The sequence below is a fragment of the Labrenzia sp. 5N genome, assembly GCF_012395805.1.
GTDB classification, from domain to species: Bacteria; Pseudomonadota; Alphaproteobacteria; order Rhizobiales; family Stappiaceae; genus Roseibium; species Roseibium algicola.
In genome coordinates this window covers 350,574-371,175 of the sequence record NZ_JAAZTM010000020.1, presented here as the reverse complement: position 1 = coordinate 371,175, position 20,602 = coordinate 350,574, and the positions used below count along the sequence as shown (strand labels likewise).

The window sequence follows — 20,602 nt, the reverse complement described above, 5'->3', positions numbered from 1 at the left end:
ATTCAAAATGACCGTTCATCCGCAAAAAGTCCGCGTGTTGGAAAGCTATCTCGCTGGCAGCTGGAGGCAAGGCAAGGCCGAGGGAAAGCCGCTGCTTGACGCTGCAACCGGTGCGCCTGTCGCCGCGATTGACGCATCCGGTCTGGACCTTGGCGAGGCCCTTGGCTGGGGGCGTGACACCGGTGGCAAGGCCTTGCGCAAGATGACCTACCACGAGCGCGCCTTGATGCTGAAAACCCTGGCGCAGGCGCTGACCGAGCAAAAGGAAATCTTCTACCAGGAGAGTTTCGCGACCGGGGCAACGCGCAAGGACAGCTGGATCGATATTGAAGGCGGCATTGGAACCATGTTCGCCTATTCCTCCAAGGCCCGTCGCGAGATGCCGAACACCCGGGTGTTCGTCGAAGGTGCGGTGGAGCCGCTGTCGCGGGACAATAGTTTTTCAGGGCAGCATGTGCTGACACCACTGCGCGGTATTGCCGTTCATATCAACGCTTTCAACTTCCCCTGCTGGGGAATGCTGGAAAAGATCGCACCCGCCCTGATCGCTGGCGTACCCTGCCTGGTCAAACCTGCCAGCCAGACTGCTTATCTGACCGAGCTGATGGTTCGCCACATTCTGGCGACCGGCATTCTTCCTGAAGGCTCGCTTCAGCTTCTTTGCGGGTCGGCGGGTGATCTGATCGACCATGTCACGGGACAGGATGTTGTTACCTTCACCGGATCCGCCGCCACCGGACAAATGCTGCGTCGGAACCCGGCAATCGTGCAGAATTCCGTTCGCTTCTCCATGGAGGCCGACAGCCTCAATGCTGCGGTTCTGGGGCCGGATGTCAGCCCTGAAGATCCCGAATTTGACCTCTTCGTTAAGGAAGTTGCCCGGGAAATGACCGTGAAGGCAGGGCAGAAGTGCACTGCGATCCGCCGGGTCATCGTGCCGCGTAAATTGTCCGATGCGGTTGCTGATGCACTCGGCAAGAGGCTTGGGAAGGCCGTGATCGGAGATCCTCGAGACGAAGCGGTGTCGATGGGGCCACTCGCTTCAGCCGGTCAGCGTGAGGAAGTGCTTGCGCGCGTGAGTGATCTGAAGGTGGAAGCTGAGATCGTTTCCGATCTTGCAGGCTCAAGCCCCGCAACCGGCGCGTTCGCGGCTCCTGTACTTTTGCATTGCGCCAACCCGATGAGCGCAGAAGCGGTTCACTCGGTTGAAGCGTTCGGACCGGTTGCGACATTGATGCCCTACGACGAGCTGGAGGAAGCAGTCGAACTCACCCACAAGGGCAAGGGGTCTCTCGTTGCCTCGCTATTCACAAACGACCCCTTGGTTGCCGAGGAAGCCGTTCTCGGCATGGCGCCTTTCCATGGACGCGTCATGATAGGCAATCGGAAGAGTGCAAAGTCGTCAACCGGACATGGTTCTCCCTTGCCCATGCTTGTACACGGCGGACCGGGCCGGGCAGGTGGGGGCGAAGAACTTGGCGGTCTGCGCGCGGTCAAACATTACATGCAACGGACGGCGGTCCAGGGAACGCCCGCCTTGCTGGGCGCAGTGACCGGCCGCTGGATTTCCGGTGCACCAGGTCAGGAAGACAGCCGACACCCGTTCCGCAAGTCATTGGCCGAACTCAAGATCGGCGATCAGCTGAACACCGGGGCACGGGAAGTTTCCCTGGAAGATATCGAACATTTTGCCAAGTTCACCGGCGACACCTTCTATGCGCATATGGATGAAGCCGCCGCGAAACGGAACCCGTTCTTCGAAGGCCGCGTGGCACATGGCTATCTGATTGTTTCCTTCGCCGCCGGTCTGTTCGTCGATCCTGATGAAGGTCCGGTGCTGGCGAATTACGGCGTTGATAATCTGCGTTTCATGACGCCGGTGAACGCAGGTGATGCACTCAAGGTTCAGTTGACCGCCAAGGAGATTTCGCCGCGTATTTCAGCAGACTATGGCGAAGTGCGGTGGGATTGTCTTGTGACCAACCAGAATGATGAAGCTGTTGCCCAGTACGACGTTCTGACATTGGTCGCCAAGGAATGGCCGATGTCTGCTTAAGACAACCACATATCCAAATGAAAAAGGCCACCTGATCAGGTGGCCTTTTTCTTTGGCGAAAGGTCTGGAAAGGACCGGCTGATTTTGATGTCTTGGAGAAACGTCCTCCGAACGCCTGGCCTACGTGTTTCCTTATTCCTTGGGTCTGTTGTCGACGACCCGCTTTGCCTTGCCGGCGGAACGTTCCACTTTGCCGGGCTCGGCAACATCGATCCTTGCGGATACGCCGACCACGCTCTTGATGTGATGCGAGAGTTCCTTCGCCGAAGCCTGACGTGCGTCACTTGTTGCTGCTGTCGGCAGGGCTTCGACGTGCACTGTCATGACGTCCAGGCGGTCGGATCGGGAAAGCTCTATCTGGAAATGCGGCGACAGGCCTTCGCATTTCAGGATCTGTTCTTCGATCTGGGTCGGGAATACGTTGACGCCGCGCAGAATGATCATGTCGTCAGATCGACCGGTGATCTTTTCCATTCGCCGCATGGACCGGGCCGTGCCGGGCAGCAGCCTGGTCAGGTCGCGCGTGCGGTAGCGGACCATTGGCAGGCCTTCCTTGGTAAGCGTGGTGAAGACCAGCTCTCCAATTTCGCCGTCCGGCAGAACGTCGCCGGTCACCGGATCAATGATTTCCGGGTAGAAGTGGTCTTCCCAGATGTGGAGACCATCCTTCGTTTCAACGCATTCGTTGGCAACGCCCGGTCCAAGCACTTCCGACAAGCCGTAGATGTCGACAGCATGCATGTCGAACGCGTCTTCGATTTCCTTGCGCATTGCGTTGGTCCAGGGTTCGGCGCCGAAGATCCCCGTCGCAAGCGACGTTTCCCGAGGATCGATGCCTTGCCGCCGGAATTCATCCAGAATGGACAGGAGGTAGGACGGCGTCACCATGATGATGCGCGGTTTGAAGTCCTGGATAAGTGTCACCTGGCGTTCCGTCATGCCACCGGAGACCGGAACAACCGTGCAGCCTAGCTTTTCTGCGCCGTAGTGGGCGCCCAGTCCGCCGGTAAAGAGACCGTAGCCATAAGCAACATGGATGATGTCACCCGGACGGCCACCAGAGGCTCGAATGGAGCGAGCGACGAGACCGGCCCACATGTCGATGTCGTTGGCTGTGTAGCCAACCACCGTCGGTTTGCCGGTCGTGCCCGAGGAGGCGTGTACGCGTACGATCTTGTCGCGCGGGACAGCGAACAAACCGAACGGATAATTGTCCCGGAGATCGCTCTTGGTCGTAAACGGAAATTTCGACAGGTCCGAGAGGGTCTTCAGGTCGGAAGGGTGTACGCCTTTCTCGTCGAAGCGTTGCTTGAAAAGCTGAACGTTTTCATACGAATGGGTGAGGGACCATTGCAGTCTCTTCAGCTGCAGGGCCGACAATTCGTCCCGGCTGGCTGTTTCAATAGGCTCAAGATCTCCCGGTCGCGGAGCCAGATTTTCCATATTTTCCTCCCTTGAGCAGCCCGTCTGGCCGCTCGCCGTCATTCCGGCAAGATTGTACCTTTGGTCGTTCTGGAATTGCCGCGGAATTCGGCAATGACAGTGCCATTCTGGTTGGCCACCGTCACGTCGTAGAGGCCGGATCGGCCGGTACGCGATTTCTCGCTGGCCGTAGCCGTCAAGCGGTCTCCGAGATGGGCCGGTGCCAGAAACGTGATGTCGCAATGCTGGGCAACCGTAACCTGGTTGTACGTGTTGCAGGCAAAAGCGAAGGCACTGTCGGCGAGCGTGAAGATATAGCCGCCGTGGCAAATGCCGTGGCCGTTGGTCATGGCCTTCGTAACCGTCATCGCCATCGACGAATGTCCGGCACGTACATCTTCAAGTTTCATGTCCAGGTGCTGTGTCGCCGTATCCTGCGACCACATGCGATCGGCGCAGGCGCGCGCAAATTCATCCGGTGTCATTCTGTGCCTCATTCAAGCGCCGGTAAATCGGGCGGACCGCTTTTCAAGGAAAGCGGTGACGCCCTCCCGATAATCATTCGTGCGTCCTGCCTGACGTTGGCTATCGCGCTCGGCGTCCAGTTGCCGATCGAGTGACTGGTCTGCTGCCGATTGTATCAGTTCCTTGGTAAGCGCAAGGCCGGTGGTTGCCCCCGCGGCCAGCTGCGTTGCCAGCGTCCCGGCCTCCGTCATGAGGTCCGTATCCGGAACTGCCTTCCAGATGAGGCCCCAGGAGGCAGCTGTCTCGGCCCCCAACGGTTCGCCCGTCATGGCGAGTGCCTTCGCACGGGCTTCTCCAATCAGGCGTGGCAGCAACCATGTGCCGCCCGAATCGGGAACTAGGCCGATCTTGGAGAAAGCCTGGATGAAACGGGCAGACTGGGCGGCGAGGACGATATCGCAGGCAAGCGCTACATTGGCGCCTGCACCCGCGGCAACGCCGTTGACCGCACAGATGACAGGCTTTCTGAGAGCCCTGATTTGCCGAACCAGGGGATTGTAAAGTGTCTCGAGTGTTACGCCGAGATCAGGTGCCTCGCCACCTCCGCGCATGTCGCGATCGGAAAGGTCCTGACCAGCGCAGAAAGCGCGGCCGGCCCCGGTCAGCAGCACAGCCCTGATTGAGCTGTCTTCCGTTGCGGTGGTCAAATGCTTGCGAAGCGCATGATGCATGGCTTCGTTGAAGGCATTGAGCCGGTCCGGTCTGTTGAGTGTTAGAAAAAGACAGCCATCCCGCTGTTCAGCGAGCACAGTATCACGGTCTGTCATGCGCCCCTCCCAAAGCATCACACCTTTTGCATGAAAAACGATAATGTTGTGACATTAATGCACGACGAAACGTTCTGGTCAAAGGCAGAATGCAGTTTTCCGGTACGCCAAATCACTTTGGTCGGTTCGCCACTGGCAACACGTCCGCTTTTCAACTCTTGTGAGAAAAGGCGCTTAAAATATGGTCAGCCCGATTCAGCTGATATTTACTTTAATCGTCAATAGTTAGCCCAGTTTCGGCCAGCGCTAGGGCAACATGTTTATCCGTAAAACCACCGCTGACAATTTTTCGTTGGACATTCCTCTGGAACTTGAGGAAGGCCCGCCGCCAGTCGCGTACCGGCGCGTTCTGCAGGTTTTATCGCTGACTGCGGCGGCTTTTCTAGCGTGGGCGGCAATCGGACAGGTGCGTGAAGTCGCCAGTGCGACAGGGGAAATTGTTCCGGCAGGCAAGGTGCAGACTGTCGGACACCTGGAAGGTGGCATCGTTGCAGAAGTGTTGGTTCAGGAAGGCCAACTGGTTGAAATAGGCACTCCAATCGTTCGGTTGCAGGAAACCGCCGCGTCAAGTGATCTCGAGAAGGTCCAGACCCGCTTGAAGTTTCTGGCGACCGAAGAGCAGAGGCTCGGAAATCCGGGTCTTGGCAGTGCCGCCAATGGTCTGAGACTAGGCGCCGATGCAGGCTTCAGCGAAGCGCAACAGGCTGCCTATGACGCGCAACGCCTGGCACTGGAAAAAGAACAGCAGGCCTTGAAGGCGAGGGTGAGCGAAAAGCAGGCGGAGCTAGCCAGTATCCTTGAACGGATAGCCCTGCAGGAAACCCAGATCGAGATCCAGCAGGAACAGTACAAGATCCAGGAAAACCTCTTCGAACAGGGTTACACATCCAAGCGGCGCTTTCTGGAAGCCAAGTCGTCTCTTCAGAATGCCCAGAGCCTTTTGAGCGAACTGAACGGTATGAGCGGCAGCGTTCGAGCACAGTTGACGGAGGCAACCGCCAGCCTGGAACGTTCGATTGCCGTAGCCGAAGAGGAGCAGGCCGTAGAGCGCAGCCGGGTTGCGCAGGAGCGCAGTGAGCTGACTTTCGAAGCCGATAAACAGAAAGACCGGTACGACCGACTGTTCGTGCGAGCTCCGGTCAGCGGGCACATCAAGGCGCTTTATCTCAAAGGTTCGGGCAGTGTACTGGCGCCTGGCGATGTGGTTGCTGAAATTGTGCCGAGCGATAGCGATCTTGTTGCCGAGGTTCGTGTTTCACCGCGCGATATCGGCCATGTGGATGTCGGTGACGAGGCAGAAATCGCCGTTACGACCTTCGACCCGAATATCGAAGGTACCTTGAAGGGGGAAGTTTCCGTGATCTCGGCGTCAAGTTTTCGGGATGAATACGGCAACTACTATTTCAAGGCCATGATCCCGCTGAAAACCAACACGATCGGGCAGGGTGCGCGCGCTGAAACAATCTCGCCAGGCATGGTCGTTGACGCAAAGATCGTCACAGGGTCCAAGTCCGTGCTCCAGTACATGTTGAAGCCGGTCACCCGCGCAATTGGAGATCCGCTCAGCGAACGTTGAGCCGGGTCATATCCAAATCCCATTTTCCGAATTCTGTCACTGGCAGATAAATGAAAAGCCCCGCCGTTTCCGGCGGGGCTTTTCGTCAGTCACCGCTGTCCGGTGACATCAGCTACCAGCGGATTTCCTCAACATCGTTGAAGTTGACACGGCTGCCGTCTGCAAAGTCGATGTAGCCGTCGGCATCCTGGGAAAGGTCGAGCCTGCCGCCTTCAAGGTCTGTTGTCTCGATCGAGCCGTTGGTGATCGTCACTGTCCAGTCCGTACCGTATTCGCCGGCGGCAGTGATCCCTGGACCACCACCCAGATCGATAACGTCTGTCCAACCGGCCCCCATGCCTGCGTTGATGGTGTCACTGCCGTCGCCCAGGCCGTACATGAACAGGTCTGACCCGTCACCACCGCTCAGGTTGTCGTTGCCAAGACCACCGATGATCACATCATCTCCAGCGCCACCGCTGATGTTGTCGTGCCCGTCGCCACCGAAGATAAGGTCGCGGCCGTCACCTGCCGAAATGTTGTCATTACCGGTGCCGCCTTCGATCCTGTCGTTGTTTGAACCGCCTTCGATAACGTCATCACCACCGGCGCCGTCAAGGTGGTACGTATAGTCGTAGCCTGCACCGCTGCCGGTATTGCTTTCGTCAGTATCGTTGTAGGTGACGTCATATTCGCCGGTAACGGCAATCGAGAAGGATTCACTCGACTGGGATCCATCCGCGGAAGTTGCGGTGATCGTCAGATCGATCGAATTTTCAATCTCGCTGTCGAAGAACGCATGGTCTGCAATTGTGACATTGCCGTCGGCATCGATCTCGAAGCGGTCGTCACTCAGAGTGTAGGTAACTGCATCGCCGTTCGGGTCGTCGGCAAAAGCGGTGATCCCAACCTGTGTGCCGGCACCATCCAGTTCGTGGATTGTGTTGGCGGACGCGTTGGTATCGGTCACATCACTAATTGGGCGATCGATCAGATGTTCCGATTGGATTTCTCCGTCGGCAAACCTGAAGTTCTCGACGTTGGACACCGTATCGATACCGTCAGGAGCGCCGGAGCGAAGATCGGAAATCGTGTAGCTGCCATCCTCGTTCTGGACGATGTTATAGTCTTCCCAGTTACCGGAATAGATGGCGGTATCCGTTCCAGTGCCACCGTCGATGCTGTCGTTGCCAGCACCACCGAAAAGAGTATCGTTGCCTTCGCCACCAAGTATGGTGTCGTTGCCTGCTCCTGCCCAGATGACGTCGTTTCCAGTCCCACCGTCAATCGTCATATCGGTGGTATAAGTGTAGGTGTCGCTGGTCATGTCCAGTATGTCGTCACCGGCGCCCAGATTTACGCTTTCGATGCTGTCAATACGTGGCCCGGAAGCTTCTGAGTGCATGCCTGAAAAAGTGTCGTCCAGGAAAATTGCATCGGAGCTTTCGGTGCCCAGCAGCGTGTCTGTACCGTCTCCACCTTGGAAGACGTCCGAGTTCATTGTGCGACCTGCAATCGAAACAGTTTCGCCAGTAACTGTGTTGACCGCCGAATAGCCGGACCAAGTGCCGTCACCGCCCATCTGGAACGTATCATCTCCCTCGCCACCCTGAAGAAGGTCTGCGCCAGCACCACCTGTCAGCGTATCGTTTCCGGCACCACCCTGCAGCTTGTCGCTTCCAGAAGAGCCGGTGAGAACGTCGTTGCCTTCTCCGCCGTCTATATTGCCACCATTGCTATGAGCGGTGATTGAATCGTCGCCCGTGCCACCAGTGACAGAAGTTTCAGCAACGCCGGTATCGGTAAAGGTCACACCGCCATTGGCGAGCTGCAGATTTTCTGCAGCATCGGAAACAGTCAGGGTGAAGCTCTTGTTCGAAGAGGACCCGTCTGTCGACGTCGCAGTCACGGTGATGCTGATTTGCGGTTCGCTCTCGTAGTCAAAGCTGGCGCCGGACGCGACGCGAACCGTTCCGTCCGCATCTACTGTAAAACGACTGTCGTTGACAGTATAGGAAACGGTGTCGGACGCGTTTGCGTCATCTGCAAATGCCTTAATGCCAACGGTTGATCCTGCACTTGCACTTTCGTTGACGGTATTGTCGGCAGCGTCCGTATCCGAAACCGCAGAAATATCTTTCGCGACAAGATCGCCTGCAAGAATGTCGCCATCCGCGAAGCGGAAGTTCTCAACTCCGACGACAGTGTCGGTTCCGTCCGGCGAGCCGGAGCGGTTGTCGACGACCGTGTAGGTGCCGTACGCGTTTTCGGTAACGGTATAGTCGGAACGGTTACCGGAATAGATTGCGGTGTCTGTACCGCTTCCGCCGTCGATATAGTCGTTGCCGGCCCCACCTTCGAGCGTGTCGTTTCCGGCGCCGCCGTACAGCTTGTCGCTGCCTGAGCCGCCCTGAAGGGTGTCGTCGTCATTTTCGCCGGACAGGCTATCGTTGCCCGCACCACCGATCAGTGTGTCGTTCCCGCTGCCGCCAAAGATGGTGTCGTTACCTTCGCCGCCATCCAGGTAGTTGTCACCGGTGTTCGGCTGGGTGCCACGCTCATCATCGATGAAATCGTCGCCCGCACCGCCGTAAACGACGTCGTTGCCTTCGCCGAACATGATGGTGTCATTGCCTGCGCCGCCATAGATCGTGTCGTCGCCCGCACCGCTGTATATGGTGCTGCCGTCGTCATGAGCGGTAATCGTGTCGGCACTGTCGTTGCCGGTGATGGATGTTTCGGCGACGCCGGTGTCGGTGAAGGTCGTTTGACCTTCGGCCATCTGATAGGCTTCAGCGACGTCGGCAACCGAAAGAGCAAAGGTTTCGTGAGACGTGGAGCCGTCAGAAGAGGTCGCGGTCACCGTCAGGTTGATGGTCGGTTCGCTCTCGTAGTCAAACGTTGCTCCGGCGGCTACCGTTACCAGGCCATCGTCGCCAACGGTGAACCGGTTATCGGACACCGTATAGGTTACCGTGTCGGTCACATCACTGTCCGTTGCCTGAACAGTAATACCGACTGTGGTGCCTTCTCCGGCATTTTCCGCGAAACCATTGGCCGTCGCATCGATGTCGGTCACCGCGGATACGGCAACTTCATTGACGTCGGAAACGGCGATCGTGAAGGTTTCTTCCGAGGTTGAGCCATCGGTTGAAGTTGCCGTCACGATGATGTCGATTGACCCTTCGGTTTCCGCATCAAAGCTCGCACCTTCCGCTACCCGAACCACGCCGTTTTCGTCCACGGTGAAGCGGCTGTCGTTGACAGCATAGGAAACCGTATCCGAGACATCGGCATCGCTTGCCGACGCCGTGATACCAACCTGTGTGCCTGCGGTCGCATCTTCTGCGATTGTGTTTGCCGAGATGTCTGCGTCAGTCACGCTGGAAACGTCGAATTCGTCGACATCAGACACCGCTACGGTAAAGGTTTCCGTTGAAGTCGAGCCGTCAGAAGACGTCGCGGTCACGGTAACGTTGATGGACCCTTCGGTCTCTGCGTCGAAGCTGGCACCAACGGCAACACGAACCACACCGTTTTCATCGATTGTGAAGCGCGTGTCATCAACAGCGTAAGAAACCGTGTCAGAGGCATCTGCATCTGTTGCCAGGGCCGTGATGCCAACCTGAGTGCCGGCAGTTGCTGCTTCCGAAATCGTGTTATCAGAGGTGTCCGTATCAGTGACGTTTGAAACAGCGCCCTCGTTGACGTCGGAAACGGCAATCGAGAAGGTCTCCTGCGACGTGGAACCGTCAGAGGAGGTGGCAGTCACGACAATGTCGATGGATCCTTCGGTTTCTGCATCGAAGCTGGCGCCATCGGCAACACGGACGACGCCATTCGCATCGACAGTAAAGCGGCTGTCATCGACGGAATAGCTCACAGACGCGGTGATATCCGCGTCACTCGCGTGTGCTGTAATGCCAACCTGTGTCCCGGCAGATGCGTCTTCGGAAATCGTGTTCGTCGCGGCGTCGGTGTCGGAAACGGCTGAGACGTCGTATTCGTTAACGTCGGACACGGCAATCGTGAATGTCTCTTCGGAAGCCGAGCCATCGGAAGACGTGGCGGTTACAACGATGTCGATGGAACCTTCGGTTTCCGCGTCGAAGCTGGCCCCATCCGCAACCCGGACAACGCCGTTTTCGTCCACGACAAAGCGATCGTCATCTACGGTGTAGGACACAGTATCAGACGTGTTTCCATCTTCAGCGAACGCGGTGACGCCGACAGCCGTTCCTGCAGTAGCGTCTTCCGCAACCGTGTTTGTGCTGCTGTCTTTATCTGTAACGGCAGAAATATCCTGCGCGATCAAATCGCCCGAAAGAACATCGCCATCGGCAAACCGGAAGTTTTCAACATTCACGACGGTGTCGGTACCATCGGGAGAACCTGGACGATTGTCCGTAACGGTGAAGATGCCTTCGTTCTCGGTAATGGTGTAGTCAGCGAAATTGCCGCTGTAGACCGCTGTGTCAGTACCTAGCCCGCCGTCAATCATATCGTCGCCGGCACCGCCCGTCAGCGTGTCGTCCCCCGGGATAACCGCGGCCGCACTGACAAAATCGGAGGTGAACAGGTCTACTGACGTTCCGCCTGGAGGCGTTACCGTTGCATCGAGAACCTCTTCTCCCTGGTTCTCCCAGACCTTGACGACAATGGTGTAGATCTCACCTGGTTCCAGATCAACGTCCGCCCAGCGGGTGGTCGCTGATTGGTGGTAATCATTGTCGAGATAGTCGGTCTGCGTACCGTTCTGGTTGGTGAACGTCAGTCGGTTGCCATATGCATCGAAGATCTCGATAGTGGATCCATCGTCCGAGCGGGTGGAGAAACGATAGGTGCCGCCATCTGTGGCGGTGAAGTTGGACGTCAGAATGACACCAAAATCTTCAGGGTTATCAGTCGACCCGCGTGCACCCTGGACAATTGTGTCCAGGTCGAACGCATCCGTCGTTCCCTCGTCGATCAGCGTGCCTGAGGAGATGTCGACAGTCTGGCCGGCATCGCCACTGAAGTTGTGGTCATAAACCTGGTAGTGCCAGGTGCCGGACACAGGTGCATTTTCACCATAGATCGTGTCATTCCCGGCGCCACCTTCGATCGTGTCGTCCCCCGCACCACCTGCAAGAGTATCGGCAGCATTGTTTCCGGAAATCGTGTCGTTGCCATCTGCGCCATCGACGTTGCCACCGTCGGCGTGTGCCACAATGGTATCGTCACCGGAGCCGCCGGTGATACTGGTTTCAGCGACAGAAACGTCAGTGAAGGTCTGGCCGCCGTCTTCGAGCTGATAGTCTTCAGCAACGTCGGTTACTGAAACCGAGAATGCATCCGAAGACGTGGAGCCGTCTGAAGACGTCGCGGTCACGGTCAGAGTGATGTTGGGTTCGCTTTCAAAGTCGAAAGAAGCACCATCTGCAACGCGGACAACGCCGTTTTCGTCCACCGTGAACCGGTTATCGTCTACCGAGTAGGATACCGTGTCAGTGATGTCGCTGTCGGTCGCAAGAACCGTGATGCCAACCTGCGTTCCGGCGGCGGCATCTTCGGTAATCGAATTTGCCGCTGCGTCCGTATCAGTTACGGGAGTGATGGCACTTTCATTGATATCGGAAACAGCGATTGTGAAGGTCTCTTTAGAGCTCGATCCATCGCTTGAGGTCGCCGTCACGATAATGGCGATGGAACCTTCGGTTTCCGCATCGAAGCTCGCCCCCTCAGCCACACGGACGACACCGTTGTCATCAACAGTGAAGCGCGTATCGTTCACCGAGTACGAGACAGTATCTGTGACGTCCTTGTCTTCGGCAAATGCGGTCACACCAACCTGGGTACCTGCCACAGCATCTTCCGCAACGGTGTTGGCAGAAGTGTCGGCATCGGTAACAGCTGAAATGTCAAACTCATCAACATCAGACACCGCGATGGTGAAGGTCTCTTCCGAGGTCGAGCCGTCGGTGGAGGTCGCCGTCACGATGATGTCGATGGACCCTTCGGTTTCGGCATCGAAGCTTGCGCCGTCAGCAACCCGAACCACGCCGTTCTCATCGATAGTGAATCGTGCGTCGTCAACGGAGTAGGAGACAGTGTCGGTGGCGTCTGCATCTGTTGCCAGGGCCGTCACGCCAACCTGGGTACCGGCAGCTACATCTTCTGCAATTGTGTTGTCGGAAGAATCCGTGTCGGTGACAGCGGAGACTGCGCTTTCGTTGACGTCTGAAACGGAAATCGTGAAGGTCTCTTCCGAAGTCGAACCGTCAGTCGAAGTCGCCGTGACGATGATATCGATGGAGCCCTCGGTTTCGGCGTCGAAGCTCGCGCCATCTGCAACCCGAACCACACCGTTTTCGTCAACCGTGAAACGGGCATCGTTGACGGTGTAGGAGACCGTGTCGGTGATGTCCTTGTCTTCGGCGAATGCGGTGACACCAACCTGTGTGCCAGCGACAGCATCTTCTGCAATGGTATTGGCAGATGCGTCTGTGTCGGTCACGGCGGTGACGTCATACTCATCAACGTCAGAAACGGAGATCGTGAAGGTCTCTTCCGAAGTTGATCCATCGGTGGAGGTCGCCGTCACGATGATATCGATGGAGCCTTCGGTTTCGGCATCGAAGCTCGCGCCAGCCGCGACCCGAACCACACCATTGTCGTCAACGGTGAAACGGGTGTCGTTGATCGAATAAGAAACCGTGTCGGTGGCGTCTGCATCAGTTGCCAGGGCAGTCACGCCGACCTGGGTGCCCGCGCTTGCATCTTCCGCGATGGTGTTGGCCGAAGAATCCGTGTCGGTGACAGCGGAAACGGCGCTTTCGTTGACGTCGGAAACCGCAATCGTGAAGGTTTCTTCCGAGGTCGAACCATCGGTCGAGGTCGCCGTCACGATGATGTCGATGGACCCTTCAGTTTCGGCGTCGAAGCTCGCGCCGTCAGCAACCCGAACCACGCCGTTCTCATCGATAGTGAATCGTGCGTCGTCGACGGAGTAGGAGACAGTGTCGGTGGCGTCTGCATCTGTTGCCAGGGCCGTCACGCCGACCCGGGTGCCTGCGCTTGCATCTTCCGCGATGGTGTTGGCCGAAGAATCCGTGTCGGTAACATCAGACACGGCGCTTTCGTTGACGTCGGAAACCGCAATCGTGAAGGTTTCTTCTGAAGTTGAACCATCAGTCGAAGTCGCCGTTACGATGATGTCGATGGACCCTTCGGTTTCGGCATCGAAGCTGGCGCCGTCTGCAACCCGCACCACGCCGTTTTCGTCAACGGTGAAGCGGCTATCGTTGACGGTGTAGGAGACCGTGTCGGAGATGTCCTTGTCTTCGGCGAATGCGGTGACACCAACCTGTGTGCCTGCGACAGCATCTTCTGCAATGGTGTTGGCAGATGCGTCTGTGTCGGTGACAGCCGTGACGTCATATTCATCAACGTCTGAAACGGAGATCGTGAAGGTTTCTTCCGAGGTCGAGCCGTCGGTGGAGGTCGCCGTCACGATGATGTCGATGGACCCTTCAGTTTCGGCATCGAAGATTGCGCCGTCAGCAACCCGAACCACGCCGTTCTCATCGATAGTGAAACGGGCATCGTTGACGGTGTAGGAGACCGTGTCGGTGGCGTCTGCATCAGTTGCCAGGGCAGTCACGCCGACCTGGGTGCCCGCGCTTGCATCTTCGGCGATGGTGTTGGCCGAGGAATCCGTGTCGGTGACAGCGGAAACGGCGCTTTCGTTGACGTCGGAAACCGCAATCGTGAAGGTTTCTTCCGAGGTCGAGCCATCGGTCGAGGTCGCCGTCACGATGATGTCGATGGACCCTTCAGTTTCCGCGTCGAAGCTCGCGCCGTCTGCAACCCGAACCACGCCGGTTTCGTCAACGGTGAAACGGGCGTCGTTCACGGAATAGGAGACGGTGTCCGTTACATCTTTGTCTTCGGCAAATGCAGTGACGCCCACCTGCGTACCAGCCGCAGCATCTTCCGCGATGGTGTTGGCGGAAGTGTCTGTGTCGGTCACCGCGGTGATGTCATACTCATCAACGTCTGACACCGAGATCGTGAAGGTCTCTTCCGAAGTCGATCCATCGGTAGAGGTAGCGGTCACGGTGATGTCGATGGACCCTTCGGTCTCCGCGTCGAAGCTTGCGCCGTCGGCAACCCGAACGACACCGTTCTCATCAACCGTGAAGCGGGCATCATCAACCGAATAAGAAACCGTGTCGGTGATGTCCTGGTCTTCGGCGAATGCAGTGACGCCCACCTGCGTGCCAGCTGCAGCATCTTCTGCAATTGTATTGGCAGATGTATCTGTGTCGGTTACGGCGGTGACATCATATTCATCGACGTCGGACACCGATATCGTAAAGGTCTCTTCCGAGGTTGAACCGTCGGTGGAGGTCGCCGTGACAGTGATGTCAATGGACCCTTCGGTTTCGGCATCGAAGCTAGCACCGTCCGCAACCCGAACCACGCCGTTCTCATCGATAGTGAAACGTGCGTCGTCGACGGAGTAGGAGACAGTGTCTGTGGCGTCTGCATCAGTCGCCAGTGCAGTTACGCCAACCTGGGTGCCCGCGCTCGCATCTTCCGCGATGGTGTTGGCCGAAAAATCCGTATCGGTAACAGCGGTGACGTCATACTCATCGACGTCAGATACCGCGATCGTAAATGTCTCTTCCGAGGTCGAACCGTCGGTCGAGGTTGCTGTCACGATGATATCGATGGACCCTTCGGTTTCGGCATCGAAGCTCGCGCCATCCGCAACTCGAACGACGCCATTCTCATCAACCGTGAAACGGGGATCATCGACGGTGTAGGAGACGGTGTCCGTTACATCTTTGTCTTCGGCGAATGCGGTGACGCCCACCTGCGTACCAGCCGCAGCATCTTCCGTGATGGTGTTGGCGGAAATGTCTGTGTCCTGAACTGCGGACGTAGAGTATTCGTTTTCGTCTTCGACCTTCAATGTGAAGCTTTGCGTGGACTGCGAGCCGTCGGTGGAGGTGGCGGTCACAGTGAAGGAGACAGTCGCTTCGGTTTCAGCGTCAAACACGGCGTCTTCGGCAATGCTGACCACACCCTGGTCATCGATGACAAAGCGCGGGTCGTCTATGGAGTAGGAGACACTGTCGCTCACGTCCCGGTCGGTCGCCACAACAGTGATGCCAGCCTGACTGCCGCCGTCTACACCTTCGGAAATTGTGTTCGCAACAGCGCCGACCGTGCTGATCGGGCTGACGTCGTATTCGTTCACGTCACGGATATTGATCGTGAAGGTTTCTGTCTGCGTCGCTCCGTCGGATCCGGTGGCAAGCACGATGATCTGGTGACTTCCAGCCGTTTCGGCATCGAGCGAACCTGCTACCGTAACGATGCCCGTCTCGGGATCAATGGAGAACAGACCACCCGCATCGTCCAGGAGGCTGTAGGTTACGCTGGCCCCTTCTGCGGCGGTTGCGCTTGCCCGAATGCCGGTTGCAGATCCGACTGCTGAATTTTCGTCAACGGCGTTTTCAGTTGCATCGATATCGGTGACCGCAGACAGATCGGAAGCGACGATGCCCGCAGCAAGGTCGTCGTTGCCGTCATCGAAACCTGCGCCTGACTGCACCTGGCCATTCTGGCTACTGAAGGTGCCGTCGCCCGGGTTGGTTGCAGAGCCATTCGAATAGGTCTGGTTCGATCCATCATCGAGAGCAGAAGCTATGCTTGCGGACGTACCGCCACCCAACGGGAATTCGTCGCTGTTCGACCCTGAAGAGTCCTGTGTGCCAGTTGAATTGTCGGAAGATTGCTCAGCGTATGCATTGACTGCATCGCTGTCTTCAAGCGCAGAAAGCTCCGTGCCATCATCCTCAAACCCGATACCTTGCGCGCCGGACGATGGGTCTTCCTGTTCGACGTAGCGTTGTTCTTCCTCGTCGCTTCCAAGGTGCAGGTTGGCGTTGACCTGTTCCATGGATTCGCCCATGTCCTGGTCGAGATGATAGTCGTGCGCCTTGTCGAGATGCTCATCTCGATTATCGAGAAGCCCCGAATGCAGGATGCTATCGGAATTCAGGGTCGTCCTGGTTTCCGTAGTGTTACCTTCTGACGAGGTGTTTTCCCGGGTGTCTCGATTCTGAGTGTCGCTTGCCATTTCGGTCGCACGTCCGCACAATTTCCGATAATGCCAATGAACGTCGGCGTCCTTAACAAAGCGCAAAATTCCTCTTGGAATCTGAAGTTTAGTTCTAATAAAATTCGGGAAACACGGCGTAGGGTAAACGCTTTTTAAACCCGATCAGCACAGTTTGAGCGAGTAGCTACACGACTCTGGCCCGCATATGCTGAAATCGGTATTTTCATCTTTCTTTTTGCCTCGTCTGAGGATCCGGCATTCTCCGTCCGGACGCTGGATTTGTTCGCCCGGATTGCCGCGCGACGTTGTGGTTGCTTCCGTTTTCGCAAATATAATGGGGCTGGCGATGCCGCTGGCCATTCTTCAGGTTTATGACCGCGTTCTGCCAAATGCTTCCACCGACACGCTGCTTGTGCTCATCCTCGGGGTGACTGTCGTTCTAATTGCTGATGCCGTCATCAAGGTCTCCCGTACCGCGGTTGTCGGCAGGCTCGGGGCAGGGTTCAATCATCAGGCGCACACCGAACTTTTCCGCCGGGTGCTTGATGCCCAGCCATCCCAGTTTGCCAAAACGCCTGTTTCCGTACAGGTACACCAGCTTCGGGCGTTGCAATCGGTTGCAGATCACTATGGCGACCAGAACCGCCTTCTCGCCATCGACCTGCCTGCGGGGGGGATCTTCCTGGCAGCGCTCATCTTCATCGCAGGGCCGCTGGCTCTGGTGCCGATCACCTTGCTGGGCATCTTCATGCTGTTTGCCCTCAACAGAAACAAGGTGCTGCAGCAGGTTGTCGCCGATCGGGCAGATCAGGACGATCGCAAATCCGATTTCATCCTGGAGGTACTGTCCGGCGCCAAGACCGTGAAGTCCCAGGCGATGGAAGCACTGATCATGCGCCGCTTCGAGCGATTGCAGCGGGCAACGGCAGAGCTCAGCTCCAGATATATGCGCTTGTCCGGCCAGGCGAGGGATGCGTCCGCACTTTTCGGAACCCTCACGACTATCTTTGTGGTCATCTGCGGCGCGTTGATGGCCATCTATGGCAATTTCAGCGTCGGCGGTGTCGCTGCCAGCACACTCCTGTCCGGTCAGTTCGTGCAGCCTTTCCTTCGCGCGATCAACCAGCTGACCGACATGCAACGACTGAAGCACGACTACGCTCAGGTCAATTCGCTCTTCAAGCTGCCGGAGGTTGCGCAGCAGGAGCCTTTGACGGTCGATACCGACGGTTCCATTCACCTGATCAACGTGTCAGTCGAACTGGGCGAAAGCCAGCGCCGGGTGTTCGAGGACATCAACCTGACAATCGAAGCCGGACAATTCGTCGGTTTCCGCGGTGCGGACGGCAGCGGCAAGTCCACACTCATGAAATTGCTGACCGGTGAAATGACGCCGACGACCGGCAAGGTCATGATCGGCGGGCAGGATTATGATGGCCTCCACCAACATGCACTGCGCAAGACCGTTGCCTATGTCGACAACCAGTCTGCTATCTTCAACGGCACGATCCTTGAAAACATCACGATGTTCGGTGCCGTATCCGACATCGCTCATGCGCGTATGGCGGCAAAGCTGATCGGGCTTGAAAAGGAAATCCATCTCTTGCCGCGCGGTTATGAAACGCAGCTGGGGTCAGACCTGGGCGGGAAGGTTCCTGCAGCTACCTTGCAGCGTATCTGCATTGCAAGGGCATTGGCAGGCGAGCCGAAGATCCTGATCCTGGACGAGGCGAATGCGCAACTGGACCAACAGGCAGAAAAGGCGCTTGTCGATGCGCTGATCCGTCTGAAGGGCTATCTGACAGTTGTCATCATCAGCCACCGTCCTTCCATGCTGGCAGTCGCGGATCATCAATATGAACTCAGGGACGGCAGCGTGCATGACCTCGGCACGATGAACGTAACCGGTACACCTCAGAAAATGGGGATGCCGGCGTGAGCAGACCGCTATTCAACCTCGAGGACGTCCACGCTGCCGACAACGCCGTGCACCGCCAGTGGCGCGATCTTTCGGCCGAACTGGCAGCCGATGGGACCGCCACAAGCCGGTTAGGACTTCCTGATGACGGTGCGGCGCCTGCCGAAAGGTGCCTGATCCCGCTTTTGCGGGAGATGCGCTGGCAGGGCAATGACCGGCTTCTGTTCGAGGCATTGCCGCACTTCGACCGGATTGAAACTTTCCAGGTCTTGCGGACCGTCCTCAGCCGCTTGACAGTCAAGACGACACCTTTTCATGGAAGTGCCGGGGAACTGACCCATGCACAGATGCCGTGTCTGCGTGTGACAAGGGACGACGTTCAGGTTCTCGTTGGAAAAACCGGAACGGGTGAGTTTCGCGCCTATTCCGGCCGTCAGGGAGAGGCAATTTCAGTTCCTGCTGCGGATATTCTGAAAAACGAGATCTATCTCGCCGCCGAAGACACTGAGGAACAGGGGCAGGTTCAAAACAACCGAAGCTGGTTCTCGACCGTATCCAAGCGGTTCCGGACCAGTATCATCTCCATTCTGGCCCTCGGTTTTGTTCTCAACATTCTCGCTCTTGCACCGCCGTTGTTCATTATGGCGATCTACGACAAGGCAATGGGAGCAAAATCGACCGAGGTGCTTCTGACCATGGCGGTCGGCGTTGGAATCATTCTTCTGTGCGAAGTTGCGCTGCGCAGAATGAAGACATGGCTACAATCCTATCTCGGCGGACGGGTTGATGCGATTGTCGGCAACAAGACCTTTGAGCGCATCCTGCATCTTCCATATGCGATGCTGTCCGAAGCGCCGATCGGCACCCAGGTCATGCGGCTGCGCTATTTCGACAGCGTGCGCGACATATTCCAGAGTTCGCTGTTCAACGCGATCGTCGATATTCCCTTCACGCTGATCTTCATTGTCGCGATCTTCCTGATCGGCGGACCTGTTGCGCTGCCGCCGCTCGCACTGCTGACCATTTACACGCTGCTGGCCGTTTATGTTCTGCCGAAAGTCCAACGCGAAGTCGCTGCCGTTGGCGAGCAGAAGTCGAAACTCAACAGCTTCATGATCGAGACCTTTCGCAACCAGCGGGCTCTCAGGAACCTTTCTGTAGAAGATACCTGGCTGGAGCGATTTTCGGCGCTTTCCACCAACTTCAACAAACTCAACATCCATGCACGTCATATCACGCATGTGCTGCAGACACTGTCACAGACGCTGATGACCATTTGCGGTGTCCTGGTTCTGGGGATCGGGGCAATGCGTGTCATGGAAGGAGAAATGAGCCTGGGCGCCCTGATTGCCACAATGGCCCTCAGCTGGCGGGTTCTGAACCCGATGAACCAGGCATTTCTCAGCATCACGCAGCTCGCGCAAAGCCGCACGGTGATCGAACAGATCAACAACCTCATGAAAGTGCAGCTCGAGCGCGAGCCGGGGCATCTGCCGAAAATCACACGTGACATTCGCGGTGATCTGAAAGTGTCCTCCCTCGTCCTCAGGTATCCAGGGGCAACGGAAGCCTCGCTGAAGGGCCTTGAGCTGACGGTGAAGGAAGGCGAAACCGTTGCCATCACGGGCCCGAGCGGCTCGGGCAAGACCGCATTGTTCCAGGCTGTCATCGGCTTGTTTCAGCCCCAGGTGGGGTCCATCCTGTTCGATGGTCTGGATGTGCGCCAGCTGGATACCGCAGAGTGGCGCTCCTCCATTGGCTATGCACCCGACGATCTCGACTTCTTTTACGGCACGGTAAAACAGAACCTGCTGATGTCGGATCCGGGCGCTACCGACGAACGTCTGATCGAGGTTACCGGTAAACTTGGCTTGCTGTCCTACCTGGAGGAGAACTTCAACGGACTTGAAACGCGCCTCAATGGCGAGATCCTGAAGCAAATCCCGGACAACATGAAGCAGCGAATTGTTTTGGCCCGTGCCTTCGTGAAAGCGGCACCGCTCTATCTGTTCGACAATCCGGGAACACATCTCGATTTCGAGGGCGACAAGAAATTCATGGCGATGATCGAGGAACTCAAGGGCAAGGCGACCATCCTCATCAATACTCAACGGCCTAGCCACATGAAAATGGCCAACCGGGTGGTTGTGCTCAGAGGTGGCCAGATTGCGATGATGGGGCCACCGGAACAAGTAGTCCCGGCACTCATGGGACAGACCGCGAAAGCCGGATAGGCAGTTTTCCT

The 20,602-nt window shown here is 57.1% G+C and carries 8 protein-coding genes; 4 read left to right on the top strand and 4 right to left on the bottom strand.

Features of this window, described 5'->3' with window-relative positions; all coding sequences use genetic code 11:
- Positions 1–7 precede the first annotated feature (7 nt).
- On the top strand, positions 8–2,056 hold the full coding sequence (paaZ, locus tag HEP89_RS22225) for a phenylacetic acid degradation bifunctional protein PaaZ (protein WP_168693060.1): 2,049 nt from the start codon (positions 8–10) through the stop codon (positions 2,054–2,056).
- 132 nt (positions 2,057–2,188) lie between these two features.
- Here the strand turns inward: paaZ and paaK are convergent, their stop codons facing one another.
- The 3 genes from paaK to paaG are packed head-to-tail and all read right to left on the bottom strand — an operon-like array spanning position 2,189 to position 4,770.
- Positions 2,189–3,499 (bottom strand): phenylacetate--CoA ligase PaaK, encoded by a 1,311-nt coding sequence (paaK, locus tag HEP89_RS22220; protein WP_168693059.1) that lies wholly within the window; start codon positions 3,497–3,499, stop codon positions 2,189–2,191.
- A gap of 38 nt (positions 3,500–3,537) precedes the next feature.
- Complete coding sequence (gene paaI, locus HEP89_RS22215) at positions 3,538–3,963, bottom strand: hydroxyphenylacetyl-CoA thioesterase PaaI (RefSeq protein ID WP_152510828.1); 426 nt, start codon at positions 3,961–3,963, stop codon at positions 3,538–3,540.
- A 12-nt stretch (positions 3,964–3,975) separates the two neighbouring features.
- Entirely contained in the window at positions 3,976–4,770 is a 795-nt protein-coding gene (gene paaG, locus HEP89_RS22210) for a 2-(1,2-epoxy-1,2-dihydrophenyl)acetyl-CoA isomerase PaaG (protein WP_022998693.1), read from the bottom strand.
- A gap of 256 nt (positions 4,771–5,026) precedes the next feature.
- On the opposite strand from paaG, the gene HEP89_RS22205 reads away from it, so the two are divergent.
- The gene (locus HEP89_RS22205; RefSeq protein ID WP_075284772.1) at positions 5,027–6,346 is read left to right on the top strand and encodes an HlyD family type I secretion periplasmic adaptor subunit; all 1,320 of its coding nucleotides are present in this window, start codon (positions 5,027–5,029) and stop codon (positions 6,344–6,346) included.
- A 112-nt stretch (positions 6,347–6,458) separates the two neighbouring features.
- On the opposite strand, the gene HEP89_RS29705 is transcribed toward HEP89_RS22205, so the two are convergent.
- Positions 6,459–16,457 (bottom strand): cadherin domain-containing protein, encoded by a 9,999-nt coding sequence (locus HEP89_RS29705; protein ID WP_207106378.1) that lies wholly within the window; start codon positions 16,455–16,457, stop codon positions 6,459–6,461.
- Positions 16,458–16,644: 187 nt separating this feature from the next.
- On the opposite strand from HEP89_RS29705, the gene HEP89_RS22180 reads away from it, so the two are divergent.
- Together HEP89_RS22180 and HEP89_RS22175 are read left to right on the top strand one after the other, a co-directional pair.
- A complete protein-coding gene (locus tag HEP89_RS22180) occupies positions 16,645–18,378 on the top strand; it encodes an ABC transporter transmembrane domain-containing protein (RefSeq protein ID WP_286201070.1) in 1,734 nt (577 codons plus the stop codon).
- Positions 18,375–20,591 (top strand): ABC transporter transmembrane domain-containing protein, encoded by a 2,217-nt coding sequence (locus HEP89_RS22175; RefSeq protein ID WP_168693057.1) that lies wholly within the window; start codon positions 18,375–18,377, stop codon positions 20,589–20,591. The genes HEP89_RS22180 and HEP89_RS22175 overlap by 4 nt, the downstream gene beginning before the upstream one ends.
- Positions 20,592–20,602 lie beyond the last annotated feature (11 nt).

Excerpts from the sequence above, each read along its gene's own strand:
- paaZ (WP_168693060.1), top strand. The coding sequence starts at position 8 with ATGACCGTTCATCCGCAAAAAGTCCGCGTGTTGGAAAGCTATCTCGCT.
- paaK (WP_168693059.1), bottom strand. The coding sequence starts at position 3,499 with ATGGAAAATCTGGCTCCGCGACCGGGAGATCTTGAGCCTATTGAAACA.
- paaI (WP_152510828.1), bottom strand. The coding sequence starts at position 3,963 with ATGACACCGGATGAATTTGCGCGCGCCTGCGCCGATCGCATGTGGTCG.
- paaG (WP_022998693.1), bottom strand. The coding sequence starts at position 4,770 with ATGACAGACCGTGATACTGTGCTCGCTGAACAGCGGGATGGCTGTCTT.
- HEP89_RS22205 (WP_075284772.1), top strand. The coding sequence starts at position 5,027 with ATGTTTATCCGTAAAACCACCGCTGACAATTTTTCGTTGGACATTCCT.
- HEP89_RS29705 (WP_207106378.1), bottom strand. The coding sequence starts at position 16,457 with ATGGCAAGCGACACTCAGAATCGAGACACCCGGGAAAACACCTCGTCA.
- HEP89_RS22180 (WP_286201070.1), top strand. The coding sequence starts at position 16,645 with ATGCTGAAATCGGTATTTTCATCTTTCTTTTTGCCTCGTCTGAGGATC.